Raw genomic sequence first — 25578 nt, 5'->3', positions numbered from 1 at the left:
TACTTTTCGGGTGTTTTATCCCCGCCCCGCGCTGAATCCCTGCTTCAGCCGCATGACGTAGCCGATCACTTCGGCGACCGCATGATAGTGCTCGGTCGGGATTTCCTGGTCGATCTCGACGGTGGCGTAGAGCGCGCGGGCGAGCGGCACGTTCTCCACGATCGGGATGTCGTGCTCGCGCGCGATCTCCCGGATCTTGAAAGCGAGGTTGTCGACGCCCTTGGCGACGCAGATCGGAGCCGACATGCCGCGCTCGTAGGACAGCGCCACCGAATAGTGGGTCGGGTTGGTGATGATCACCGAGGCCTTGGGAACCGCTGCCATCATGCGCTTCTTGGAGCGCTGCTGGCGCAACTGCCTGAGCTTGCCCTTGATGTGCGGATCGCCTTCGGACTGCTTGAACTCTTCCTTGATCTCCTGCAGCGACATCTTCTGGCGCTGGAACCAGCTGCGGTACTGGAAGAAATAATCGGCGATGGCGATGACCGCGAGCGCCGCGACCACCGCCCCGAGCAGATGAATGGTCATGCTGGTGCTGGCGCCGAGCATGGCGGCCGGATCGAGCCTGACCATCGCCTCCATGCGATGCCGCTCCGGCCACAGGATCATGGTCATGACCACGGCGAGCAGCACCAGCTTGCCGATGCCCTTGAGAAAATTGGCCGCCGCCTGCTTGCCGAAGATGCGCTTGAAGCCGGCGCCGGGCGAGATCTTGCTGAACTTCGGTGTCAGGGATTCGGTCGACCAGACCAGGCGGTGCTGCAGCATGTTGCCGGCAATCGCCGCCAGCACCAGCATCAACAAGGGCATGCCGATCGCTGCGAGCAAGGCGAATTCGATCTGCTGCATCAGCGCGAGCAGAGCCTTGCCGTCGGTCTTGATCATCCAGGAATTGGCCAGCAAATTGCGCATCGGCGTCAGCAGCCCGCTGCCCACCGAGCCCGAGAAGGTCGAGACCACGAGCGTGCCGCCTGCCATCATGAACCAGGTGTTGATCTCCTGGCTCTTGGCGACGTCGCCGCGTTCGAGCGCATCGTCCAGGCGCTTTTGCGTCGGGTCTTCTGTTTGACTCTCTGGATCGTTGTCTTCTGCCATCGGTCTATCGTTACCTGAGCGGCATCAATTGGTGCATGACACCGATGAAGTAATCCAGATACGTGCCCATCATCGCCGTGAGCACCACGGCGAGCACCAGGAAGCCCGCGAAGATCGAGAGCGGCACACCGACGAAATAGACCTGCATCTGCGGCATCAGCCGCGCCAGCACCCCGAGCCCGATGTTGAAGACCAGGCCGAACACCAGGAACGGCCCCGACAGCTGCAAGCCTAGGCGGAACGCGGCGGCAAAGGCGCGCGTCGCGAGCGAGGCGACATCGCCGCTCGACACGGTCTCGCCCGGCGAGAAGATCGTATAGCTGTCGTTCAGCGCCGCGATCACCAGGTGATGGCTGTCGGTGGCAAACAGCAGCGTCACCCCCAGCATGGTCAGGAAATTGCCGACCAGCACGCCCTGCTGTCCCTGCGTCGGATCGACCGAGGTGACGAAACCTAGCCCCATCTGCTGCGCGATCACCGAGCCCGCGACCTGGAGCGCCGACAGCGTCACGCGCGCGGTCGCGCCCAGCACGATGCCGATCGCGATCTCATGCAGCATCAGAACCAGGAGCGGCGCGAGCGAGCCCATGTCGACCTGGTAGGCGTTGCGGTGCAGCGGCAGGATGATCAGCGTGAGCAGCAGCGCGATCGACAGCTTGATCCGCGTCGGAATATTGGTCTCGCCCAGCCCAGGCAGCAGCATCACCATCGCGCCGACCCGGGCGAAGGCGAGCATGAAGGAAGCGGCGAGCGCCGGCAGCAGCGAGACGTCGATGCGCATAATTGACGCATCTTGCCTCAGCCGCCGATGATTCGCGACGAGATCCGCAGCATGTGGGCGTGGAGGGCGTCGGCCATGAACGGCAGCGCCAGCAGCATCGTGGCAAAGATGGCCAGGATCTTCGGCACGTAGATCAGCGTCTGTTCCTGAATCTGCGTCAGCGCCTGGAACAGCGACACGATGACGCCGACCACCAGACCGACCACCATCAGGGGTGAGGACACGATCACGATGGTCCAGATCGCATCGCGCGCAACGTCGAGGGTTTCGGGGCCGGTCATTTCAAACTTCCTTTGTTATCCACCTCCCCACCGCTATTCCGAGCGATGCGAAGACCTATCCCCTCGTCATTGCGAGCGCAGCGAAGCAATCCAGACTGCCGCCGCGGAAAGATTCTGGATTGCTTCGCTGCGCTCGCAATGACGATTGGGGCGAGCGCCATCCAAATTCAGATCGGCATCTTCATGATGTCTTCATAGGCCGCGATCACACGGTCGCGGACCGACACCAGCGTGGACACCGCGACGTCGGTGTCGGCGACCGCCGTCACCACGTCCATCACGTTGGCCTTGCCGGCGGCCATCGCGACCGTCTGCGCATCCGACTTGCGGCCGGACTCCATGACGCTGCCGACGGCGTCCTTCAGCAGCGAGGCAAAGGATTGCCCGCTGGCCTCGGTGCCTTTGCCGGCACCGGCACCGCTGTTCTCCAGCACCCGGGCAAGGTTGGCATAAGCATTGGCGGCGATTGTCGGTGATGCCATGGCTCAATTGTCCTGTTCAGCTCTTGAGGATGTCGAGCGTGCGCTGGATCATCCGGCGCGTCGCACTGATGATGTTGAGATTGGCCTCGTAGGACCGCTGCGCGTCGCGCATGTCGGTCATCTCGACCACCGAGTTCACGTTGGGATATTTGACGTTGCCGCTGGCATCCGCGACCGGATTGCTCGGCTCGTATTTGACGCGGAAGTTGGACTGGTCGGGCTTGATCTTGCCGAGCGTGACGACCTGCGCGTCGAGCGTTCGGTCGAGCGCGGAGGAGAAGGTCGGAACCTTGCGGCGGTAGGGATCGCCGCCTGAGGTCTGCGCGGTCGAATCCGCGTTCGCGATGTTTTCCGAGATCACCCGCATGCGGCCGGCTTGCGCCCGCAGACCGGAGGTCGCGATCGCCATCGAGCGGGCAAAGTCGCTGCTGTCATTGGCCATGATGCGCCTCCTCTAGCTGTTCTGTTTCCGGATCATGGCCTAAGCCTTGCCGATCGCGGTCTTGAGCAGATGCAGGCTCTTCGAATAGAGCGAGGTCGCCGCCGCGTAGTCCATCTGGTTGCTGGCGGCCTTCATCATCTCCTCTTCGAGATTGACGGCATTGCCCGCGGGGCGGGTCTCGAAGCCCGCATTCTTGTTCTGGTCGAATCCGGATGCCGCGCCCGATGGCGTCATGTGAGAACCGCTGGTGCGGGCGAGCGCCAGGGGCCCCATCGAGCCCGTGACGACCCCGGCCTTGTCGAGTTTCGGCTCGACCAGGTCGCGCGGCCGGAATTTGGGCGTGTCGGAATTGGAGACGTTCTCGGACAGGACGCGCTGGCGTTCCTGGTGCCACTGCATCTTGGTGCGAAGCGCCGACAGCACCGGGAGGTCGTTGATGGACATCGTCGCGGCTCCTTCCGCCTCTTGCGGACCTCTAAAGTCCGAAGCTAGGCAGAATTTGCCGCGTGTATGGTTAACAGCTGGTTAAGGACGTTCCCGACACCTGTCCCCGCTTGGGACACGATTTTCCGCCCCGTGATTCTACGCCTCCAAAAGTGGCATTAACCCAACCATTTGGCGGCGCGTGCACAGCCCAAGAAGTCGTTTTGGATCGAGCGATTCATAGGTTATTAAGAGTTGGGGACGGCAAAACTTGCCGTGGGACGTTAAGAAATCGCAGTTTGGGGCATCGTAGGCCGGTGGTTGGCACATCTGACCACGGGCACGAGAAAAGCGCCATTTGTCGGGGACAAGTATGCAAGGCAGCCCTATCACCTTCATCGTCGCGTTCATCGTCGTTCTGGCGTTGATCGGTGTCGCTGCTTGGCTGGTTCGCCGATTCGCCAGCAGCCGGCTCGGCGCCAACACCCAGCGCGGCAGGATGCCCCGGCTCGCCGTGATCGATGCCGCCGCGGTCGACGGCCGGCGCCGGCTGGTGCTGGTCCGGCGTGACAATGTCGAGCATCTGCTGATGATCGGCGGCCCCACCGACATCGTCGTCGAGCCCAACATCGTTCGCGCCGCGCATGGCCGCGACCAGCTTCCCCAGCGTCCCAACGCCGCCGAGTCGCCGCGCCTTGCCCCCATGCCAGATGCCGGCGGCTGGGCCGACGAAGCGCCGCGGCCGGAACTGCTCGATCATCCCGAGCCGCAAATGCCCGAGCCGCCGCCGCGGCCCGCGCGCCCGTCCTTCGCCGACGAGGTGCGCCGGCCCGCTCCCGCGCTGGCCGAGCGTCGCAGCGAACCGCCAATGGGCGGCTTTCCGCCCGAACCGATCGCGCCCCGTCCCGAGCGCGAACCGCGGCCCGAGCCGCTGCCGCCGCGCGCCCCGCGCGGCGAGCCGCCACTGATGCCGCGTCCGCCGCGCCAGAGCGAGCCGATGAAGATGCCGCCCGTGCGTGCCGAGCGCGTCCCTGCACCGCCGCCTCCGCCCCCCGTGCCGCCGGCGCCGCCCGTTCCGCCGCCGGCGCCCGCCGCGAGCCCGTCGAGCGCCGAGCAGAACCTCGCCGAAATGGCACAGCGGCTCGAGGCCGCGCTGCGCCGCCCCGCCGGCGAAACGGTCGCGCCTCCCGTCGCGCCGGAACCGCCGGCCGCTCCCCCGCGGGCAGCTCGCAGCGAGCCGCCGGCGCCCCCGGCCCCGCCTCCGAAGCCGGCCGCGGAAAAGACCAGCTTTGAAAATCTCGAAGACGAGATGGCCTCGCTGCTCGGCCGTCCGAAGCCGTCTTCGTGAGGCTGCCGTCCCTCCCGCGTAGAGTTCTTTTCCTTTCTGTCCTGTTCAGCGCGGCTTTGTTCGCAAGCCTTGCGCATGCGCAGGACATCAGCATCAATCTCGGCGGCGGCGGCGCCGGCGGTGGCGGCGTCACCGAGCGCGCGATCCAGCTCATCGCGCTGCTCACCGTGCTGTCGATCGCGCCGTCGATCCTGATCATGATGACGTCGTTCACGCGCATCGTGGTCGTGCTGTCGCTGCTGCGCACCGCGATGGGCACGGCGACCGCGCCGCCGAACTCGGTGATCATCGCGCTCGCGATGTTCCTCACCTTCTTCGTGATGGGGCCGGTGCTGCAGAAATCCTACGACGACGGCATCCGCCCGCTCGTCGCCAATCAGATCGGCGTCGAGGACGCGCTCCAGCGCGCCTCCGTGCCCTTGCGCGGCTTCATGCAGAAGAACGTGCGCGAGAAAGACCTCAAGCTGTTCCTGGATCTCTCGGGCGACCCGCTCCCGGCCACGCCCGACGACCTCGCCCTTCGCATCCTCGTCCCCGCCTTCATGATCTCCGAGCTGAAGCGCGCCTTCGAGATCGGCTTCCTGTTGTTCCTGCCCTTCCTGATCATCGATCTCGTCGTCGCCTCGGTGCTGATGTCGATGGGCATGATGATGCTACCCCCCGCAACGATCTCGCTGCCGTTCAAGCTGATCTTCTTCGTCCTGGTCGACGGCTGGTCGCTGGTGGCGGGGAGTTTGGTGCAGAGCTACGGGGGGTAAGGCGGGCTTCCCGCCCCTCCGCAACGAAGCTGGCTCCGTCCCGCGTCGCATAACACTCCGCGTGACAAGACCCGGTTTGATTGCCGCAACCGTGGTGTGCACTCCCTCTCCCGCTTGCGGGAGAGGGTTGGGGAGAAGGTGTTTCCGCAATGGGACAATCTCCAAGAGGAGAAAACCCTCACCCGGCGCTTCGCGCCGACCTCTCCCGCAAGCGGGAGAGGTGAACCCAGCCGCCGCAGCAATTGATTCAACCTGAAAGCTCTGCCGGTCCTACCGCGTCATCTTGATCTGACGCACGACGGGGATCGTTGGCAGCGAGCCGGTGTGGTCGCTCTCTTCCTTGGCCTGCGGCGAGCTAGGCGCGCGGGCTGTGGCGTCGGGGAAGCGCTGCTTCATCTCGCGCAGGAAGCCGTCGAGCGTATCGACGCTGGCGGCGAGCTTGGCGATCTCGGCGAATTCGGCGCTGGACGCCGCGGCCGGCTTGCTGGCGATGTCGAAGGCGAGACGGTCGGCGCTCTCGCTCATCAGCGGCGCGTATTTCTCGCGGAAGCGCGACAGGCCGATCGAGTCGTCGGCGAGCGCATAGCCGACGGCGGCACGGATGATGTCGCTCTTCTCCACCGTGTTGAGCGGCTTGAAGTCGCGGAAGCGCTCGCCGTAATAGAGCTCGATCTGCTCGGCGGATTCGCGCCAGCGCCGTCCTGCCCAGAAGATGTCGGAACGCAGGCGAAGCACTTCGCGCCCGGAGACGTTGGAGACGATGTCGAGCGCGAGGTCGTGACGGCCGACGTCGCTCTGCGCGCGTGCTTCCAGCAGCAGGCGCTGCTGCCTGAGCTCGCCGGAGAGATCGCTGATGCGGCTCGCGCGCAGCGCGGTGATCGCCATGTCGGGCTTGCGGTTGGCGAGATAGATCATGGAAAGGCGCGCGGCGACCTGGGCGCGCGCGGCGCCTTCGAGGCGGTGATCGACCTGGTATTGCAGCAGCTCGGCGGCCTGGTCGAGCAGATCGATCGAGGCGAGACGGTCGGCGAGCCGGCGGATCAGCTCGTCGCCGCGGCGGCCGATCGGCGTCAGCTCGCGGAACTCGTAGAACATCCCGAGCGCCTCGACCGGCGGCAGCTCGTCACCCTTCGGTCCCAGGAAGATTTGCGTGAACAGCTCGGAGGCGAGATCCTGCGCCTGACGCGAGGCTTCAGCGTTCGGCTGGAGTTTCGTCGCGGTGCGCGCGGCCGTGAGCGCGTCCCGGTAGCGCCCGTTCTCGGCATACAGCCGCGACAGCATCTGCAGCGTCTTGACCTCGATCGCGTCGCCGCGCCAGGTCATCGACAGGGTCTCGAGCTCGCGCAGCGCGTCTTCCTTGCCGATCTCGTCGCGCTTCTGCCGCAGCGCGACCTCGAGCTGCTTGGCCTCGGCCGCAGCCGACCGATCGGCCGAGGCGACCGCTAGCTTGTAATCGTCGAGCGCGTCCTTGTCGTGGCCGAGCGCCTCGGCGAGCCGGCCGCGCAGCACGGCGAAGCCGGGCGCTGCCTCTGGCGGGACACCGACCACTTCGAGTTCGCTGCGGCGCTTGGAGGCGCCGGCATAGTCCTTCACCTCGAGCGAGGCGCGCATCGCGTCCATCGTCACGATGCGCTGGATGTCGAGCGGCAGCGAGGCAATGGCGAATTCGACGTTCTTGAACTTCTCGCGCGCGTCCGCCCATTTGCCTTGGCGCGCATAGGCGAGCGCCTTCCAGAGCTGGGAGTCGTGGCTGTTGCCGATCACGGGATTGGCGAGGTCCTTCAGACCCTGCGCCGGCCGGCCGATCAGGATGCTGGCGATCGCATGCATGATCAGCGCGCCGCTCTCCTCCTTGTTGAGCGGATCGCTCAACATCAATTCGGTCACGGCCTTGGCCTCGTGATACATCGCGCGCGACATGTAGAACTGCGCAAGGTCGAGCCGCGGCAGCGAGCGCAGCGCCGGTTCGACGTTGGAGATCGAAGTCATCAGTTCGCTTTGGCGCGCCACGAAATTTTCCGACTGGCCTTTGCGCCAGCCTTCGGGGCTGAAGACCGGGCGCACCGCGGTCGGCGCGCGCTCGGCCGAGATGTCGACCGGCGACAGCGTCAATCCGCCCTTCTTGCCGAGAATCACCTTGTCGGAGCCGACCTCGACGCCGATCTCGTCGGAGTTCGGCCGGATCGCGATGCCGTGCGCGGATTCCAGCAGCGAGAGATCGACGAGATCCTGCCGCTTGATGAAGCCGCGCACCGGCCGCTGCCCGGTGACGACATAGAGCGTGTCGCCGGCGTCGGGATCGGTGAGCTTGTGCAGGACGCCCGGATTGGCCAAGGGGATCGCGATGTTGGCGAGCGCGGGGTCGGTGATGTTGCGCGACATCATCAGCGGCAGCGGCGTCGTCTGGATCTTGTCGGCCAGCGTCAAGAGCCAGTTGGTCTCCTTGCCGACCTCTTCGCTCGCCAGCGAGTAGACCAGCGGGCGGGTGAGACGGATGCGCACCGCCTGCCCCTTGTCCAGCGGGATGCGGCCGACCTCGCCGATCATCGCGCCGCCCCTGGCGCGGATCGCCTCGACATCGATCGGCTTCGGTGTATCGAACACCAGCCACACGGTGTCGCCTCGGCGGAACGCCGCCGCTGGCGTTGCGACCTGGATCGGGAACGTCACGCGCAAGCCGTCGCTGTCGCGGCGCGCATCGACGCTGGCGACGGTCGGCTGCGGCGCGGCCGGCGCCTCGGCGGGCACAGCCTTGGCGACTTCCTTCGCGGCCTCTTTCGGCGCTTCGGCAGCTACGGGCTTGGCAGGAGCGGCTTCGACAACAGGCGGCGCCGTCTTCGCGGCCTCCTTCGCAGCTTCCTTGGGCGCTTCCGGAGCGTGCGCCGCCTCAGTCGCAGGCGCCGGTTTCGGCGCGTCAGTGGGCGGCATCGCGGCGGGCGCTTCCGGCTTCACCTCAGGCTTCACATCGACCTTGGCGTCGCGCGCGATCGTCTCGGAGGTCGGCGGGGTGATCTCGCGATGGACATCCTTCGGCTTCTCGGCCACCGGCTTTTCCGGCGCAGGCGCCGGTCCGTGAGCGGCAGGCTTCATCTGCGTGATCGCCGCCTCGGGAGTCGCCGCCGTCTTGCCCTTGTCGGGCTGGGAGGAGACGTCGACGACGTAGTTCTTCTCGTCGCGGAACGAATGAACGTCGGAATCGCCGATCAGCGCGATCTCGACGTTGGTCTGGTCGATGTCGGCCTTCTGCTTGATCGAGGCGACGTTCGGCGGCGCCGCGACGATTGCGTCCGCCAGATCGAAATTGAGGTTGGCGTTGAAAGCGAGCGTGAGCTTCTGCTCGTTGAGCACGGAGGAGACGCCGACACCGTCGGGCATCTCGAACACGAAGCGCACGAAGGTCGGCTGCACCGAAGCGCGCACGCGGATCTGCGGACGCTTCTTGCTCTCGGCCGCGGCGCGCTGGGCGCGCAGCGCCCGCTCGGCCACGCGGGCACGCTCGGCGAGCTCCTTGACCACGTCCATGGGCAGGCTCGGCGGCGGTCCCTTCCAGCCCTCCGGCAACAAATCGACGAAGGTGCGCTCGCCGGCGTTCATGGTGTTGACGGTGACGCGCCGCGCCAGCGACAGGCGGATGGCGCCGCCGTCAGGATCGCGGCGCGCGGAGTTGACGTAATCGGGCGCGCCCTCCGGAACGCGGTCGACGGGGACGTCGACGGGCCGGTCGAAGCGGATGATGAGGATGGAGCCCGCTGTCGTCACCTCGGAGGGAACGTCCTCGCCGAGCTTGATGACGAGGCGGGCAAAGCCGCCGCCGGCCGAAAAGGTCGCCTCGCCCCTGACAGAATCGGCCGCCCGGGCAGGCGCGCCGAGGCCGATCAGCAGGCAGACCGCCAGCGCGCCAGCTTTTCGGACATGACGCGACAGTCCCGGCGCCATTGCGCGGGCTCGCGACCACAATCCATCGGCAGCCTCTCGCGCCATTGGCGGCATTTCTTCCGGTCCGACAATCCAAGCCGGCAATGGCGCCGGCCGGTGCCGTCGACTGTAGGTCTCGCCAATTAAGGACTTGTTAATGCTATATCTTGATTTGCTCTGGGGACAGCACGGCGTGCCGGATCGAGCGAGGGCGGGTCCGTCAAGTCTGGATTTGAGAGGCAGGCGGTTAAGAAGCTGTTAACACCTGCACAACAGCGCTGTCGCGATTGGTCAATCGTTCGACGGCACTCCATAGCGAGCAAAATCCTCGCGGATTCCAGCGTCGATTCTTCTTGCCGCCGAAATATCGCTATCGCCGCCACCTTTGTCGCCGAGCTTGAGTCTGGCAACCCCGCGGCCGTAGAGCGCGCTCGCAAGTTTGGGCGCGAATCGCAGCGCTGAGTTGTAGTCCTCGATCGCCGCGGAGAGTTGCCCCATTTTCAGATTTATCAGAGCTCGCGAATCATATGTTGCGGCGTTGTTTGCTTCCGATCGAAGCGCCCTGTCGCAGTCGTCCAGCGCAGCCTGCAAAGCGCCGAGGACGGCTCGAGCCCAACAGCGTCCGCTCCACACCGCCTCCAGATTCGGATCAAGACGAATTGCCTCATCATAGTCCTGCGCTGCACGCTCGTACGCATTGCTCTTCAGGTAGGCTGCCGCACGGTTGGCAAACGCAGCGCCATAGTTTGGATTCAGCTTGAGCGCCTCCTCAAAAGCGCCAAGGGCGAGGTCGTGCGCGCCTTTCCTCAGATAAGCCACGCCAAGATTGTTGAAAGCTTTGGCATAATTTGGATTGAGCCTGGTCGCTTCAGCGAAGTCCTTGATCGCGCGTTCGTAGTCGCTTTTGGCGCTATAGGCATTGCCTCTGTTGTTGTGGGCGACAGCGAAGCCGTTCGCAGTCCCCTCGCCCGCATCGATAAACGCCGTGCAGCCATCGATCCGAGCTTCGGGCAACACCCGATCTGAGCCGTTACACAGTTCAACATTCTTGAGTGAGCCGCCCTTCTTTGGCTTCTGCGCGAAGCCCGACGAACCGGACAGCACAACAATGAGAATGAGAATCACTGCCTTGATGACACTGGCTCTTGCGGTCATTTTCGCACCAGGCGCCGAACTCCGAGAGTGACGAAGCCTTAATCCCAGTATCGGCCGCGCGTCATCATGGCGGCTTCAGGTCGACTTCTCAGCATCCGCGACAGATATTGAGTCTGCGATTGGCGCTTCGATCGGGCTTCGGCGCCGCGACTGCCGGCGGCTTCTTCAGGAGCTTGCTGTTGCCCTCTTCAATCAGGGTCGAAAATCTGGCTGACCCATCATCCGAAATCTCGATATGCGGCGTCGTGCCTCGGATCCCCAGCGTGGCGACGGGAGTATCGACCTTCATGTCACCGGTCTTGGCGACACTGCCCGCAACAAAAGTGAACGTTCCCTTGGCGAGATTGAACAGGGTCGCATTGGACTTGCCGTCCGGCTCATACACATAATGATCCAACACCATGCGGGCGTTGCTCGATAGATTGAACGAGCTGCCATCGGTAAAGTTGATACCGACTCGGCCGTCGGCCCCGGTCAGCACCACGTCACCCAGATATACGGAATCACCCGTCTTGGTCCGGGCGGGCTCACTCGAGACATTCGCCTGAACGACCACTGCGCCCTCATGTTCGATCGTGACCGAGCCTGTTGCCGCCACCACCTTCCCAATCGGCTTCGAAGCCGGGGTAGCGACAGCGGGCTTGGCGGAATCGATTTGCGCTCGAGCCGCACTCGGCACGAAAATGGCGAGCGCCAAAACAAAGCCGGTTGCCAAAGCGGCTATCGTAGGTCTGCACACGATCCCCCCTTTCTGAGAAGATCTTGTCGCTATCGGCGGCCCATCTTTTGAGCCGCGAAGCGCAGCTGCAATAAATATAATTGTTGTTTAATTTGCTCGACCGGCTTAATTAAGCCCAACGTTAGATAAATGCCACCAATTTGAATACGTCTCGCTTTTTAATTTAATCACATTGGCGGGAGGGCGGCGCGGGAATGGCAGTAAGCGTGACTGTCCCCCGCGAAATGCGTCTCTCTCAAAAGCAAACTTGATTATTTCGGCGGGCAAGCCTTTGGGCTGCCGGCGCCTAGGATATTTTCGTCCCTTGGCGAGGGCGCCCCGAGCAAGACCATGGCAGCACGCCGAGCCTGAATCGATCACCCAGGCGAGGTTGAACCATGTCAGTTGCGTCCGGCATCCAGGTTGGTAGCGGGGCCGCCATGGCCCTGCCCGTCCAAATCATTGGCCATATCCATACCGTGATCGGTTGCGGAACGCTCACGCCAGCGAGCGGCGTCGCCACACAGGCGGTAGCTGACGCGCCTGTCCACCGGGCTGACGTGATCGAGACCGTTGCCGACGGACAGATCACACTTCGCTTTATCGACGGTACTTTGTTCAACATCGCCTGCGGCACTCACGTCGTGCTGAGCGAATTCCTCTTCGACGCCGAAGGCATGTCACCGAGGGCCCTGTTCGACGTGGCCCGAGGGAGCTTCAGTTTCGTACCAGGCCGGCTGGCAGAAACCGGATCACTACAGGTGAATACACCCATTGCAGGTATCCGCGCCCGGGGCCACGCCGGCGGATTCGGGATGCTGACGCTTGCAGCATTGACTTTCTCGGCCGCGCAAAATGCCGAAGCCGCGGATCCGGATGTCACATTGCTGGATGACGACTCCATCACCTACAAGGACCTTGCGCACGGTGCATTTGAACTCGTGACCAAGGAGCGGATCCCACGACGCATCATCGTTGAAGATCCCGGCGAGACGATCGTCCTCAAGAAGGTCGGATCCACCATCAGTGTCAACCAGGTCGCGAACACGGCCGCTCGCATGGACGAGTTGCGCGCCGCTCAGCAGGATGTGCTCGCCAATCTCGCAGACGGGCGAGGGCCACATGGATCGAGCACGCCACCCTTTGTCAAATCCCAGCCGCTGCAGCCGATCAATTTCATTCCGCCCGATGCGCCCGCGCCGCAGAACCTGCTCGCCCCAGTGTCACCATTTGCTATTCCCATTTTCGATCCTATACCGCCGACGCTCAACACCGGAGCGGGGCCAACCGAGCTCGATACGGTGGTGTTTGATACATTTACTCCGACGAGCGGAATTTTCGCCGCCAGCAGCACCAGCAGCGGCGCCAAGCTGACCTTTGGTGTCATAGGGGCGACCGGCGGCGAGACGATCCTCAACGGAGTGACATACGATCTGTCAAAGCCAGGTCCGTACGGGACGCTCTACGTCAACAGTACGAGCGGCGCCTACACGTTCGTGCCTAACAGCGTCGCGATCAACGCGCTGAAGGCGCCCACGACCGACGATTTCGTTATCACGGTTTCCGACGGCCTTAACTCTGCGAGCAAGACGTTCACAATCACCATCAACGGTGTCAATGACGCGGCAATCATCTCCGGCACCACGATCGGCTCGACGATCGAGGCTGGCGGCATCGCCAATGGAACGCCCGGTACGCAAATTGCGACCGGCACCCTCACCGACACCGACGTCGACGATCCGCCCAATACGTTCACCGCAGTGAGCTCGCCAACAGCCAGCGCCGGTGGCTACGGCACCTTCACGATGACGGCGGCCGGCGTGTGGACCTACACCTTGGACGACGGCAACGCCGCTGTGCAGGCGCTCAACGCCGGCGAAACACTCACCGACAGCTTTACGGTAACCACGATCGGAGGCACCGCCCAGGTGGTGACGATCACCATCCACGGCACCAGTGACGCCGCGATCATCTCCGGTGAGACGACTGGCGCAGTGATCGAGGCTGGCGGCATCGCCAATGCAAACCCAGGCACCGCCAGCGCGAGTGGTACGCTCACCGACGCCGACGTCGACACGACCGCAAATGCCTTCACGGCGGTCGGCTCGCCAACGGCGAGCGCCGCTGGCTACGGCACCTTCACCATGACGGCAGCGGGCGTGTGGACCTACACGCTCGACAATGCCAACGCTGCGGTGCAGGCCCTCAATTCCGGCGAGACACTGACCGATACGTTCACGGTGACCACCCTGGACGGAACTGCCCAAGTGGTGACGATCACCATCCATGGCACCAACGATGCCGCTGTCATTTCCGGGACAACGGCCGGCTCGGTGACCGAAGCCGGAGGCGTCACCAACGCGATACCCGGCGCGCCGAGCACAACAGGCACGCTCGTTGCCACCGACGTCGACAACGCGTCCAATACCTTCACAACCGTGAGTTCGCCCAAAGCAAGCACGAGTGGTTATGGCACCTTTACGATAACCGCCGCCGGCGTGTGGACCTACACGCTCGACAACGCCAACGGTGCGGTGCAGGCGCTCAATGTCGGCGGCACACTCATCGACAGTTTCACTGTGACAGCCGTCGACGGCACGCCGCAGGTGGTGACGATCACCATCCACGGCACCAACGACGCGGCCATCATTTCCGGCACCACGACCGGCTCAGTGACCGAGGCAGGAACTTTCTCGCCCGGCGCTCCCACCGCGACCGGAGCGCTCACCGATACGGATGTCGACAACGCGCCGACCGCTTTCACCGCGGTCTCTTCGCCGACTGCGAGCGACGACGGATACGGCACCTTCACTATGACGGCCGCCGGCGTATGGACTTACACCCTCGACAACAACAATAGCGTGGTTCAGGCGCTCGAGGTCGGCGACACGTTGACCGACACTTTCACGGTAACTGCCATCGATGGTACGACCCAGGCGGTGACCATCGCCATCCATGGCGCTAGTGACGCAGATCCCAACGATTTTGATAACCTGGCCACCGGATCTGTCGTGATCTCCGATCCACCCAACGTCTATGGGACGCCGGGGAGCGAAACCATCGCGGGCGGCGGCCATACAGGTCAGATCATCTACGCGGGGGCCAGCAGCGATACCGTCAACGGCACCGGCAAAGCGGACGCTCTCTATGGTGGCTCCGGTAATGACACGATCAAAGGCAACGACGGCGATGACGTCATCTACGGGGGCTCGGGCAACGATACGATCAACGGCAACAACGGCGGCGACACCATAACCGGCGGATTTGGTGCGGACCAACTCACCGGCAGCAATGGCAACGACCGCTTCGCTTATTTGTTCGTGGCCGATTCCAACGCAAGCCAGTTCGACACCATCACCGACTTCGCCTCGGGGGCCGACAAGATCGACTTGACCGCTCTTGGCGCGCTTGGGTTCGTCATCTTGGCCTTGAGCTCAACAAGCACGGCCGTGCCGGCACATACGATCGCCTGGCTCTATGACAGCGCGGCGAATGAAACCATCGTGTACGTCAATGCAACGGACCAGACCCGTCACATCGGCGATTCCGGTCTGGTCGAAATCCATTTGCAGGGGATTGCAACCATCGACGCGTCGGACTTCATCCTGGCGCCGCCGGCGGCACCTGTGATGGCGGCTGCCAGCGAAACGCTCGACCTCACCGCAACCGCGCAGAGTGACGCGACCGCCGTGATGGCGACCACTTCCGAGGTCTCGTCCGATTCCGGAAGCGGCGACGGCACGCTCCTCGCCGATGGGAGTTCCACAATCCAATCAAGCGAGGCGACCTCCAGCCTGAATTGGGGCTGGGACCAGATCGGATGGACCGAATATTCCAGCCTCTCCGGTTCAGACGAAGCGCAAACGCGCGCGACCGAAACGATCAGCAGTGACGCGGTAGCTCCCTCAGCCAGCGGACTGCCTGCGATCCTGCAGCACATGGCCGCACCGACGGAGGTCAGTTTTGTCTTCAACCACGTGCTCGACACAGACACGACGGCTGGCAAAAATGGCGCAATTTCCGGAAGCGGCCAGATGCCTGACATCGCTGTCGCCGCACTGAATTTCGATCATAACGCCGCCGAACCGCACGCCGGGCGCGGGCTCGCGCTAGGGAGCGATTCTGGGAATCACGGCGTCTCGCGCCCCGCAAACGCCGCACAAGCGGCTGGTCATACCAGCGACGACGCGGCAGAGACGGCGCTCAACCCCGACCTTCTGAAGTCATCGGCCGCCGGCGCCCACCCCTCGCTCTCAAGCAAGGCGGCGGAGCAGCACGACCCGCCCCATGGAGCGTCCGCGTCAAAGCCCGCCGATCCGCAGCAGCTCGGCGACTCGTTCCTGTTCAAGGATGACGCTTCGCAGGGTTCACAGCACAGCGCGGTGCTGGATCATCTTTCAGACGTCGCCGGTCATCACGACCACGCTGGAGCATTCCGCGGGTCCGAACTGGCGTCCATGCCGGAAACATCCCCGCTTGAAGTTGATCCAGCTTACGGAGCAGGTACAGTTCAAGGCCATGTGTTGCACGATCTGATCGTGTGACGCCCGCAAGCCGATGGCGTCTTTAGTGTTGATTGCCGGCGCCATCCGGCGCGGAGGAATTCTCTTGATCGAGAGTAGATTCATCATCGTTGCCGTCGTCGCCCTCGGGCGGCGCTGCATGCTGATGGCTTAGCGCGGATGTCCAGGCGGACGTCATCGCCGCGATGAGGAGCCGGTTGACGGCCTCGATTACGCGTTCTGCTGCGGACGAGTAGTTCATGGCCCCCTCCTCCTGCGTTGCTGATTGCGAATGGCCGAAGCCTACGACGGCGCCTTGAGCGCCACTGTCCGCCACTTCACACCTGCGCGCGTCAACTCACCGCAGTCTCAGAAGATGCTGCCTGCCGCGGCTGCACCCGCAACGGGAGCTTGATGTGCTGCCTTGACGAGTTGCTGAGCGCACGCACCCACAACCTTCCAGGCGTTGCGCTTCGCACGCGACTCTGAATCAGATGTGATCTCGGCGATGCGAATCGATTGGTTAGCTTTGGGGGTAATCAATGAGCGGAGAAGCCGGTTGCATTGTGTGTAGCAGGGCAAGAACGGTCGTCGAGATCGTTCCGATCGCCAGAGGATATGCCCTGAAAGTATATGAATGCTCCTGTTGCCATAGCACGCTTCAGCTCGTGACTCGGGTCGCAAAGGCCGCGGCGATCAAGCAGCAGCTCAATACTCTTCCTCGTGTGGAGAAGCAGTTGCGCCCGCCTGTTCGCAGGGTGCAACAGGCGTTCGCGAACTAGACACGCAGGGCGCCTCGCTGGGCGCTCCAGCCGAACGACCGCGCGACAATGCGCAGGTTGCCACAGCACGCTTCGCCTTGAGTGCTCAATTCGGCTTTTGCGTCGGCTTGCCGTCGATCTTGGGCAGATCTCCGGCCGAAGCCGATTGATCGCCGCCGCCATTGGCTCGGCGGGCCATCTCGACCGTCAGCTTCTCGGCGGCCTCCGGCGACATCAGTCCCATAATGTCCGACATCTTTCGCGGCGCGATGGCCGAGGCGATCTCGATCAGCACGCCCATCTCCAGCCGGTCGAACACCCGCGCCGCGTCCTTGGGCTTCATGCCCTCGTACATGGTGACGAGGCCCTTCATGCGCTGGGCTTCGGCGGCCTTCTGCTCGGCCTGCGTCGCCGAGATGCGGGTTTCCACCGCCTTCATCTCCTCGACCTTGCCTTCGATGCGCTTCTCGGCCGATTTGAGCAGGCTTTCGCGGATGTCGATCTCGCGCTGGCGGGCCTCGATCTCCTGGCGGCGCGCCTGCAACCGCTCGAGGATCGCGCGCTCGGAGGCCGAGACCTGCGGCTGGGCTTCGTCCACCTTGACCACGGTGCCTTCGGGCTTGGTCTCGGGCGCGGCGGGCTTGGGCGCCTCCTTCGGCGCACCATGGGTCGAGCCGGTGATGATCTCCGGGTCCTCGCGGCCGGTCGGGAAGTTCAGATTCTCCTGCGCCCAGGATTTCTTCGACTGGTTCGGCTTGTAGTCGAACACATAGCCGCCATTGATCACGAGGCCCGCGACCTTCAGCGTGGCGAGGCCTGCGACGGCGACCAGGACGACCGGGATGACGCGGATGTTACGAAAGGACTTCATACCCTGACTTCATGCGGCAAGGCCGTTGGATCGTCGGCGCTCGGAGAAGGCTTCGGCTGCCGCCGCTACCGCCTTCGCCGTCGATGGCTTGGCCGCGGGCGCGGCGATCGTTTCCGGACTGGTCATGGGGCGCGCCGCGATCGCGATCTTGGACAGCCGCCGCACCACGTTGTCGGCTTCGCCGAGCTGCTTGTAGAGCTGGTCCGACATCTGCGTCGCCGCGGCGAGCTGGCTGCCGAGGTTCTCGTTGACGTCGCGCACCGCCAGCTTCAGCCCGCCGATCGCGCGCTCGGCGATCTCGGTCGCGGTGATCAGCTCGCCGATGACCGCCTTCAGCGAATGCTCGTCCGCCTTCAGCCGCGTCAGCCGCTTGTTGAGCATGACGCAATAGACGATCGTCAGCATCAGCAGGATAGCCACCAGCGTCTCGATCGCCATTCCCAGGGAGTGGTTCATGGGGCCTCCATCATCTTGTTCTGCTCGTCCACCTTCTCGAACATCGCAAGTGTCGTACTTGGCTTGCGCAAGGGTTTCGTCACGCGGATCGCGACGCGGTCGCCGACCCGGCCCATCCGCCCCTCGGTCAGCGTGACGTCGCCGCAGCGCACGGTGACGTTGGCGTCGGCGCGCATGTCCAACGGAAGCGTGTCGCCGACCTTGAGCCGCATCAGCTGCTTGAGGGGGATGTCGGCCTCGTAGAGCACGGCTTCGACGGCGATCTCGGCCTGCACGATCTCGGTGGCGAAATGGCCTTCCCAGACGGGGTCGCGGCCGAACTTTTCGCCCATGAACATCTGGAGCAGGACGCCCCGGATCGGCTCGATGGTCGCATAAGGCAGCAGCAGCTCGATGTTGCCGCCGCGGTCTTCCATGTCGATGCGCAGGCGCACCAGGATCGCGGCATTGGCGGGACGGCTGATCGCGGCGAAACGCGGATTGGTCTCGAGCCGGTCGATCGTGAAGGTCACCGGCGACAGCGGCCGGAACGCCTGCTCGGCGTCGGCCAGCACCACCTCGACCAGCCGCTTGACCAGCTCGGTCTCGATCGTGGTGTAGGGCCGGCCCTCGATGCGGAGCTGGCTGGTGCCGCGGCGGCCGCCGAGCAACACGTCGATCATCGAATAGATCAGATTGGAATCGACCGTCGCCATGCCGAAGTTTTCCCACTCCTCGGCCTTGAAGACGGTGAGGACGGCGGGCAGCGGGATCGAGTTCATGTAGTCGCCGAAACGCACCGAGGTGATGCGGTCGAGCGAGACTTCGACGTTGTCGGAGGTGAAATTGCGCAAGCTGGTCGTCATCAGCCGCACCAGGCGGTCGAAGACGATTTCGAGCATCGGCAGACGCTCGTAGGAGACCATCGCCGAATCGATGATGGCGCGAATGCCGGAATGGTCGTCGAGCGTGACGTCGCCGACGGTGAAGCCGAGGAGATTGTCGATCTCCTCCTGCGACAGCACCCGCTCGCCGGAGTTCTTGCCGCTTCCGAGATCGCGGCTGCCGTCCTCGACCATGGCCGCCCATTGCAGGGCCATGGTCTCCGACAGCTCGTTCTCGGCGGCGGCCTTCGCGGCCTCAGCGGGATCCTCGGAATCGAGCGACGCCTCCCATTGGGCGGCAATCGCATCCTGGTCCATTTGCTCGTTGCCGGCCATGACGCTAGCCCATTGCCTTCCGCAGCGTGCTCACTGGATCACGACTTCCTTGAACAGCACCGCGCTGACCTGGACCGGGGCGACCGCCGCGTTGACGCGCTTGGTCAGCTCCTCCTTAAGGCGGAAGATGCCGGCGGACCCGTTGAGGTCCGAGGGGCGCAGCTCGCGCACATAGGTCTGGAAGATGTCGGTGACGCGCGGCATCGTCGGCTTGATCGCCTCGATCTGCTTTTCTTCCTTCAGCTCCAGCACGATCTTCAGCCGCAGATATTGCACCCGCTCGCCCGGCGCGCCGGCGAGGTTGACCATGATGTCGGGGACATCGACGAAGGACGGCGGCTTCGGCGGCGGCGCGGCCTCGGCATGATGCTCGTCGTCGCCGTGACGGAAGAAGAAGAACCAGGTCGCAGCACCGCCGCCGAGGACGGCGAGCAGGCCGATGGCCATGATGATGAGCTTCAGCTTGTTCTTCGGAGCGGCTTCCGCGCCCTCACTGGCTGCGCCGCCTTCCGCTTCATTGTCTGCCATGGTCGCCGCGCCCGGATCTCTCAAAGGGGTCGAAAGAGCGAAGCCTTAAGACAAGGACGCGATACAAATGCCCCGGCGCAATGCGCTCCTCTTCACGGCAAACGCTACGGTAATAATGGTTAACGGAATCTTTCGATTGGGCCTCCACTAGGAAAAATCTGCCGGGCAGACATGGCTAACAGAACCTTTCTGCCGCCCTCCCGCACCCATCAAAAATCAGCAAGTCATTGAAATTGCGTAATTTTCTGAGTTGGCACGGCTTTCGCTGAGAGAGGGCCGAGACCCAACGGTTTGGGAGAACCTGAAGGTCTCGTTCACGGGGTCCGCCAAGGCGCTTGGGAGAGCGAAATGGCAGGTCCCACTCAGGGGAGATTTCCGATGCAGAACGCGCTTCTGATCGGCTTGTCACGGCAGATGACGTTGGAACGGCAGATGGATGTCATCGCCAACAACGTCGCCAATGCCAACACCAACGGCTTCAAGGCCGACCATTCGCTGTTCGAGGAGTTTCTCAACTCGAACGCGCGTGAAGACAATTTCATCGGCGCCGACCGCCGTGTCTCCTATGTGCAGGACCGCGGCACCTACCGCGACATCGGCCAGGGGCCGATGGAGCCGACCAACAACCCGCTCGACATGGCGATCGACGGCAACGCCTATTTCGCGGTGCAGGCCAATGGCGGCGAGCTCTTCACCCGCGACGGCAAATTCTCGCTCAACAGCACCGGCCAGCTCGTCACCCCGGACGGCAATCTGGTGCTCGGCACCGGCGGCCCGATCACCTTCCAGCCGACCGACCACGACATCAACGTCGCCCCCGACGGCACCATCACGGTGCTCGAGGGCACCGCCAAGACCGACTCGATCCGCGGCAAGATCCGCATGGCCTCGTTCGACGACCCGGCCAAGCTGACCAAGCTCGGCGCCAATCTCTACGCCGCCGGCTCCGCCACCCAGCAGGCCAATGCCAAATCCAGCGTGCGCCAGGGCTATGTCGAGAAGTCGAACGTGAATTCGGTCGGCGAGATGACCCGCATGGTCGAAGTCATGCGCAGCTACACCGCCATCGCCAACCTGCTCCAGCAGCAGAGCGACCTCCACAAATCGGCGATCGAGAAGCTCGCCGACGTTCCGGCCTGATTGAGGAGAACTGACATGCAGGCGCTTCACACCGCAGCGACCGGAATGGCGGCACAGGAACTCAACGTTCAGGTGATCTCCAACAACATCGCCAATTTGCGCACGACCGGCTTCAAGAAGCAGACCGCGGCGTTCCAGGACCTGATCTACGAGCACGTGCGCCGCGTCGGCGCGCAGGCCTCGGACCAGGGCACCATCCTGCCCGTCGGCGTCGACATCGGCGGCGGCGTCAAGACCGTCGGCACGCCGCGCAGCATGACGCAGGGCACGCTGTCGCAGACCGGCAACGATCTCGACCTCGCGGTCTCCGGCGACGGCTTCTTCAAGGTCCTGATGCCCGACGGCACCTACCAGTACACCCGCGACGGCACCTTCCAGATGGACAATCAGGGCCGCGTCGTCACCGCGCAGGGCAACCCGGTGCAGCCGACCATCACGATCCCGAACAACGCATCTGGCCTTTCCGTCAATGAGCAGGGCCAGGTCTCGGTGACGCTTCCGGGCTCATCGACCTCGACCATCCTCGGCCAGATCGGCCTGACCCGCTTCATCAACAAAGCGGGCCTGCAGCCCGTCGGCAGCAATCAGTTCACCGAGACGCCCTCCTCCGGCCCGCCCCAGGACGGCACGGCCACGGCCGAAGGTTACGGCAAGATCTCGCAAGGCAGCCTCGAGCAGGCCAATGTCGACGTGGTCTCGGAGATGAGCGACCTGATCGCCGCCCAGCGCGCCTACGAGATGAACGCCAAGGTGATCAGCGCCGCCGACCAGATGATGCAATCGACCACGGCGCTGTTCCGCTGAGGTGATGACGATGATCCGCGCCACCCTCGCCACGATCTCCGCCCTTCTCGCGCTGGCCTTGCCGGCAGCGGCGGCCGACGATTTCATCGCCTCGCCGACGCTGCGCGCCAGCGTCACCGTGACCTCGGACGTGGTGCGGGTCGGCGATCTCATCGACAATGCCGGATCGGCCGCGCTGATCCCGGTCTACCGCTCGCCCGATCTCGGCACCACCGGTGCACTGCCGGTCGCGCAGGTGCTGTCGGTGCTCCGCGCCAAGCAGGTGATCGGCGTGATGACGGGCGACATCAAGGAGGTCCAGGTTACCCGCCTCGCCCGTACGCTCGCGAGCAAGGATCTCGAAAACGCGGTCGCCGCGGCGCTCGAACGCCGCTTCGGCCTCGGGGACGCCGCCAACATCACCGTCACGTTCGACCGCGGCGTCGCCGAGATGCGGCTGGACGCCTCCAACAGCGGCGGGCTCCAGCCCGTCGCAACCCGCTATGACGCCCGCAGCGGCCGTTTCGACATCGCCTTCGAGATTGCCAACGACAACAATCCGGCCCCGACCAAGCTCCGCTTCACCGGCACCGCGATCGAGACGGTGGAAGTGGCCGTGCTGACGCGCGACATCGACCGTACCGATCTCCTGAAGTCCTCCGACGTCTCGCTGGAGCGCCGGCCGAAGGCGGAGGTCACCGGCGAGCCCGCCTCGCGCGATCGCAGCGTCGGCATGCAGCTGCGCCGGCCGATGCGGGCGGGCACGCCGCTCCGTGTCGCCGACATCGTCAAGCCCGACTTCGTGCTGCGCGATCAGGCCGTCACCATCATCTACCAGGTGCCCGGCGTCTACCTCACCACGCGCGGCAAGGCGATCGAGAGCGGCGCCGAGGGCGACACCGTCAGCGTGATCAATCTGCAATCCAAGCGCACGCTGACCGGCCTCGTCACCGGCCGCGGCCAAGTGACGATCCAGGGCGCGAGCCAGTCCGCACCGATGGCGCCGGCGGTCGAGCAGACCTCCTCGCTCAAGCGCGACGGAGCGCCCGCTCCCATCGACACTGCAGCCATCGTCCGGGGCCTGGTCCAGGCTCCCGCCCCGCCGGCTCAAGTCGCACAAGCCCAGATCCCGCAAATTCGCGCCTCGCCTCCAGCCAAGTCAGAGTAAGTCATGTCCACGTTCAGTTCGGCTTTCCGCCTTCGTCGCATCGCGATCTCTGCCCTGCTGCTGGCCTCTTGCGCGCTGGGCGGCTGCTCCTCGATCGACCGCCTGTCGCAGATCGGCGAGCAACCGAAGCTGTCGGCGATCGACAATCCGACGACGCAGCCGGGCTACAAGCCGGTGCAGATGCCGATGCCGAAGCCGGAAGTCGCCTCCTACAATCCGAACTCACTGTGGCGCAGCGGCAGCCGCGCCTTCTTCAAGGACCAGCGCGCCCGCCAGGTCGGCGACCTCCTGACCGTGACCGTGAACATCACCGACAAGGCCAACCTCTCCAACGAAACCCAGCGCAGCCGAACCTCCAAGGAAGATTCGGGGATTACCGATTTTATCGGCAGCCAGACGGTCACGCAGCCGCTCAAGGTCCTGCCCGGTCGCCTTCTCACCACCGACTCGACTTCCTCCGCCGACGGCAAGGGCTCGGTCAATCGCCAGGAAGCGTTGCAGACCAACGTCGCCGCCGTCGTCACCCAGGTGCTGCCGAACGGCAACCTCGTGGTCGAAGGCAAGCAGGAGATCCGCGTCAACTACGAGATCCGCGAGCTCGTGGTCGCCGGCATCGTCCGCCCCGAAGACATCCAGAGCGACAACACCATCGATTCCAGCAAGATCGCGCAGGCCCGCATCGCCTATGGCGGCCGCGGCCAGATCACGGACGTGCAACAGCCGCGCTACGGCCAGCAGGTCATGGACGTGCTGCTGCCCTTCTAGCCCTCTCCCGAGCTCCCACATCGTGTTCGCGAACCTAGGCGCGAACGACGATGTACGACGCGGCCTCCGGTAGCTCCCCTGCCGGAGGCCGCATGTATTTTGGCGTCGCGGCTATAGGAGGCTGCAAGTCAGGCCGCGCTATAGGAGCGACGCCGCTGCTCAAACACCGTCCTTCGCAATGACGAAGAGTGCCGAAGCGCCGTGCCCCCTCACGTAAACTTCGCCTCCACCGCCCCCAAGCCGTCCAGTTCCATCCGGACCTTGTCGCCGGCCTTCAGCCACAGCGTCTTGACCAGGCTGCCGGTGAGCACGAGTTGCCCCGCGTGCAGGCCCTTGCCCTCGGCGGCGAGATGGTTGGCGAGCCAGGCGAGCGCGTTGTGGGGGTGACCGAGCACGTCGGCGCCGGTGCCGTGGCTGACCTCCTCGCCGTTGAGGATGGCGCGGCCCTTGACGGCCTTCAGGTCCGGCACCGACGAGCGCGGAACCGCCGGGGCCAGCACGCAGCCGGCCGCGAAGAAATCGTCGGCGATCAGCGTCGGCGCGCCCATCGTCTCCCACTTCACGTAGCGGTCGTCGACGATCTCGATCGCGGGATGGTAGGCCTCGACCGCCTCCCCGACCCATTCGGCGGTGAACGGCGCCTCGCCAGCGGCGAGGTCGCGCTTCAGCCGCACCGCGATCTCGCATTCGACGCCGACCCGGACATAGTTGGAGGCCGCGAGCCTGGCGCCGCTGTCATGCACACCCTTCTGGAACACGCCGCCGGCGCAGGGATGCGGGATGCCGATATAGTCCTGCATCACCTGGCTGGTGCAGCCGACCTTGTAGCCGACCAGCGGCCCGGCATGCGGCAGCAGCAGATCGTGCAGCGCCCGCTGGACCTGATAGCCCTCGGCTTCATCAATGGGCGGACGTTCCAACGCCGCGAGCGGCGCATGGTTACGGCGTGCCAGCACGATCGCCTTTGCGGCTTCGAGAATCTTGTCCATCGGCGCCGCCTCCCACGCTACGCAGTCGCAGGCGGTACTTCAGCATCCCCGCTGCGGCCTGACAAGCGCACCCGGCCGGGGGATTACGGTGCCTCGCCCGCGTTTAAGGAAATATTGAGCTGGTGGAGGCTCTATGGAGGCAGGCGCCTCGCAGGTCCTGCAAACAGCGCAAAAGGCATGATTGCAGCGATGCTTGATGCAGCTGGATCAGAGCTTCAACTCCCGAGTCGATCCCGTTGATGCGACTCGCAAAATCCCCCGCACCTGAAGTGAAAGCTGTTTCTCATCCGAACTCACGTGAGCTCGGAGGAATCGAGTCTAGCCCATTGATCGCGATTCACTTTTCGCGCTTGCACTCGCGCGCCGAGGCACGCGAGCGCAAGCGACCGGCAAAATGCTGACCACGACGCGAAACGGCGCCTTGCGTCCAAAAACAAAGAGCCGCATCTCTGCGGCTCGGACTCTATTCGTCGCGATAGACCTTCTCGCGTTTCTCGTGGCGCTCCTGCGCCTCCACCGAGAGCGTCGCGATGGGCCGGGCCTCGAGCCGCTTCAACGAGATCGGCTCGCCGGTGTCCTCGCAATAGCCGTAGGTGTTGTCCTCGATACGCTGGAGCGCGGCGTCGATCTTGGCGATCAACTTGCGCTGGCGGTCGCGGGCGCGGAGTTCGATGGCACGGTCGGTTTCGGACGATGCCCGATCAGCGAGATCGGGGTGGTTCACGTTCTCCTCCTGCAAGGCTTGCAGAGTGAGCTTGGACTCTTTGAGGATCTCATCCTTCCAGGCGAGGAGCTTCAAACGGAAGTACTCCTTCTGCCGGTCGTTCATGAAAGGCTCTTTTTCAGTCGGTCGGTAGTTTTTCAACTTTTCCAAGGGCGGCCTATCTGTCTAAGCAACGACTCGCAACGGAAACGGTGTCCGTTGAGCGGGGCGTTATATAGCGGCCTCCTGTGACAGACAATGTTTCCCTCACCGCCCGACCGGCGCCCCCAAGCCCTTGCACAGGAAGGTTTATCC

General features: G+C 64.2%; 23 protein-coding genes. 7 read left to right on the top strand and 16 right to left on the bottom strand.

Annotated elements, in window-relative coordinates; genetic code table 11:
• Positions 1 to 15: 15 nt before the first annotated feature.
• The 6 genes from flhB to flgB form a co-directional block, all read right to left on the bottom strand.
• Positions 16 to 1095, bottom strand: a complete 1080-nt coding sequence (gene flhB / locus IVA81_RS35015; protein ID WP_247326744.1) for a flagellar biosynthesis protein FlhB — start codon at positions 1093 to 1095, stop codon at positions 16 to 18.
• A 10-nt stretch (positions 1096 to 1105) separates the two neighbouring features.
• Positions 1106 to 1876 carry a flagellar biosynthetic protein FliR gene (gene fliR / locus IVA81_RS35010; RefSeq protein ID WP_246931031.1) on the bottom strand — a complete coding sequence of 257 codons (771 nt, stop codon included), beginning with the start codon at positions 1874 to 1876 and terminating at the stop codon, positions 1106 to 1108.
• Positions 1877 to 1893: 17 nt separating this feature from the next.
• Complete coding sequence (gene fliQ, locus IVA81_RS35005) at positions 1894 to 2157, bottom strand: flagellar biosynthesis protein FliQ (protein ID WP_018321865.1); 264 nt, start codon at positions 2155 to 2157, stop codon at positions 1894 to 1896.
• Between the two features lie 167 nt (positions 2158 to 2324).
• On the bottom strand, positions 2325 to 2639 hold the full coding sequence (gene fliE / locus IVA81_RS35000; protein WP_246931032.1) for a flagellar hook-basal body complex protein FliE: 315 nt from the start codon (positions 2637 to 2639) through the stop codon (positions 2325 to 2327).
• Positions 2640 to 2655: 16 nt separating this feature from the next.
• Positions 2656 to 3081, bottom strand: coding sequence for a flagellar basal body rod protein FlgC (flgC, locus tag IVA81_RS34995; RefSeq protein ID WP_246931033.1), 426 nt, complete (start codon positions 3079 to 3081; stop codon positions 2656 to 2658).
• A 39-nt stretch (positions 3082 to 3120) separates the two neighbouring features.
• Positions 3121 to 3525, bottom strand: a complete 405-nt coding sequence (gene flgB, locus IVA81_RS34990) for a flagellar basal body rod protein FlgB (RefSeq protein ID WP_247326742.1) — start codon at positions 3523 to 3525, stop codon at positions 3121 to 3123.
• Positions 3526 to 3877: 352 nt separating this feature from the next.
• On the opposite strand from flgB, the gene IVA81_RS34985 reads away from it, so the two are divergent.
• A complete protein-coding gene (locus IVA81_RS34985) occupies positions 3878 to 4852 on the top strand; it encodes a flagellar biosynthetic protein FliO (protein WP_247326739.1) in 975 nt (324 codons plus the stop codon).
• Positions 4849 to 5610 (top strand): flagellar type III secretion system pore protein FliP, encoded by a 762-nt coding sequence (fliP, locus tag IVA81_RS34980; protein WP_247326735.1) that lies wholly within the window; start codon positions 4849 to 4851, stop codon positions 5608 to 5610. Before IVA81_RS34985 ends, fliP begins: the two co-directional genes overlap by 4 nt.
• Before the next feature lie 270 nt (positions 5611 to 5880).
• Here the strand turns inward: fliP and IVA81_RS34975 are convergent, their stop codons facing one another.
• From IVA81_RS34975 to IVA81_RS34965, 3 genes are all read right to left on the bottom strand, one after another.
• Positions 5881 to 9591, bottom strand: coding sequence for a tetratricopeptide repeat protein (locus IVA81_RS34975; protein WP_247326731.1), 3711 nt, complete (start codon positions 9589 to 9591; stop codon positions 5881 to 5883).
• A gap of 225 nt (positions 9592 to 9816) precedes the next feature.
• Entirely contained in the window at positions 9817 to 10680 is an 864-nt protein-coding gene (locus IVA81_RS34970; RefSeq protein ID WP_247326728.1) for a tetratricopeptide repeat protein, read from the bottom strand.
• A gap of 88 nt (positions 10681 to 10768) precedes the next feature.
• Positions 10769 to 11395 (bottom strand): FecR family protein, encoded by a 627-nt coding sequence (locus tag IVA81_RS34965; RefSeq protein ID WP_247326725.1) that lies wholly within the window; start codon positions 11393 to 11395, stop codon positions 10769 to 10771.
• Positions 11396 to 11796: 401 nt separating this feature from the next.
• Between IVA81_RS34965 and IVA81_RS34960 the strand changes: the two genes are divergently transcribed.
• Positions 11797 to 15942 (top strand): VCBS domain-containing protein, encoded by a 4146-nt coding sequence (locus IVA81_RS34960; protein WP_247326723.1) that lies wholly within the window; start codon positions 11797 to 11799, stop codon positions 15940 to 15942.
• A gap of 22 nt (positions 15943 to 15964) precedes the next feature.
• Here the strand turns inward: IVA81_RS34960 and IVA81_RS34955 are convergent, their stop codons facing one another.
• The 5 genes from IVA81_RS34955 to fliL form a co-directional block, all read right to left on the bottom strand.
• Entirely contained in the window at positions 15965 to 16162 is a 198-nt protein-coding gene (locus IVA81_RS34955; protein ID WP_247326721.1) for a hypothetical protein, read from the bottom strand.
• A 605-nt stretch (positions 16163 to 16767) separates the two neighbouring features.
• Positions 16768 to 17532 (bottom strand): flagellar protein FlbB, encoded by a 765-nt coding sequence (locus tag IVA81_RS34950; protein ID WP_247326719.1) that lies wholly within the window; start codon positions 17530 to 17532, stop codon positions 16768 to 16770.
• Between the two features lie 9 nt (positions 17533 to 17541).
• The gene (locus IVA81_RS34945) at positions 17542 to 17988 is read right to left on the bottom strand and encodes a DUF6468 domain-containing protein (RefSeq protein WP_247326717.1); all 447 of its coding nucleotides are present in this window, start codon (positions 17986 to 17988) and stop codon (positions 17542 to 17544) included.
• Positions 17985 to 19187 (bottom strand): flagellar motor switch protein FliM, encoded by a 1203-nt coding sequence (fliM, locus tag IVA81_RS34940; RefSeq protein WP_247326715.1) that lies wholly within the window; start codon positions 19185 to 19187, stop codon positions 17985 to 17987. The genes IVA81_RS34945 and fliM overlap by 4 nt, the downstream gene beginning before the upstream one ends.
• Positions 19188 to 19217: 30 nt before the next feature.
• A complete protein-coding gene (gene fliL, locus IVA81_RS34935) occupies positions 19218 to 19715 on the bottom strand; it encodes a flagellar basal body-associated protein FliL (protein ID WP_247326712.1) in 498 nt (165 codons plus the stop codon).
• A 378-nt stretch (positions 19716 to 20093) separates the two neighbouring features.
• Between fliL and flgF the strand changes: the two genes are divergently transcribed.
• The 4 genes from flgF to flgH are packed head-to-tail and all read left to right on the top strand — an operon-like array spanning position 20094 to position 23571.
• On the top strand, positions 20094 to 20855 hold the full coding sequence (gene flgF / locus IVA81_RS34930) for a flagellar basal-body rod protein FlgF (protein WP_247326709.1): 762 nt from the start codon (positions 20094 to 20096) through the stop codon (positions 20853 to 20855).
• A gap of 15 nt (positions 20856 to 20870) precedes the next feature.
• Positions 20871 to 21659, top strand: coding sequence for a flagellar basal-body rod protein FlgG (gene flgG / locus IVA81_RS34925; protein ID WP_247326708.1), 789 nt, complete (start codon positions 20871 to 20873; stop codon positions 21657 to 21659).
• Positions 21660 to 21669: 10 nt separating this feature from the next.
• Positions 21670 to 22806: a flagellar basal body P-ring formation chaperone FlgA gene (gene flgA, locus IVA81_RS34920; RefSeq protein ID WP_247326707.1), complete on the top strand. Its 1137-nt coding sequence runs from the start codon at positions 21670 to 21672 to the stop codon at positions 22804 to 22806.
• A gap of 3 nt (positions 22807 to 22809) precedes the next feature.
• Entirely contained in the window at positions 22810 to 23571 is a 762-nt protein-coding gene (gene flgH / locus IVA81_RS34915; protein WP_247326706.1) for a flagellar basal body L-ring protein FlgH, read from the top strand.
• A 209-nt stretch (positions 23572 to 23780) separates the two neighbouring features.
• Here the strand turns inward: flgH and IVA81_RS34910 are convergent, their stop codons facing one another.
• Both IVA81_RS34910 and dksA read right to left on the bottom strand, forming a co-directional pair.
• A complete protein-coding gene (locus tag IVA81_RS34910) occupies positions 23781 to 24560 on the bottom strand; it encodes a fumarylacetoacetate hydrolase family protein (protein ID WP_247326705.1) in 780 nt (259 codons plus the stop codon).
• Between the two features lie 463 nt (positions 24561 to 25023).
• The gene (dksA, locus tag IVA81_RS34905) at positions 25024 to 25389 is read right to left on the bottom strand and encodes an RNA polymerase-binding protein DksA (protein ID WP_008554760.1); all 366 of its coding nucleotides are present in this window, start codon (positions 25387 to 25389) and stop codon (positions 25024 to 25026) included.
• Positions 25390 to 25578: the final 189 nt, after the last annotated feature.

Source organism: Bradyrhizobium sp. 141 (assembly GCF_023074055.1).
Classification (GTDB): Bacteria; Pseudomonadota; Alphaproteobacteria; order Rhizobiales; family Xanthobacteraceae; genus Bradyrhizobium.
This window is presented reverse-complemented; position numbering and strand designations above follow the sequence as displayed.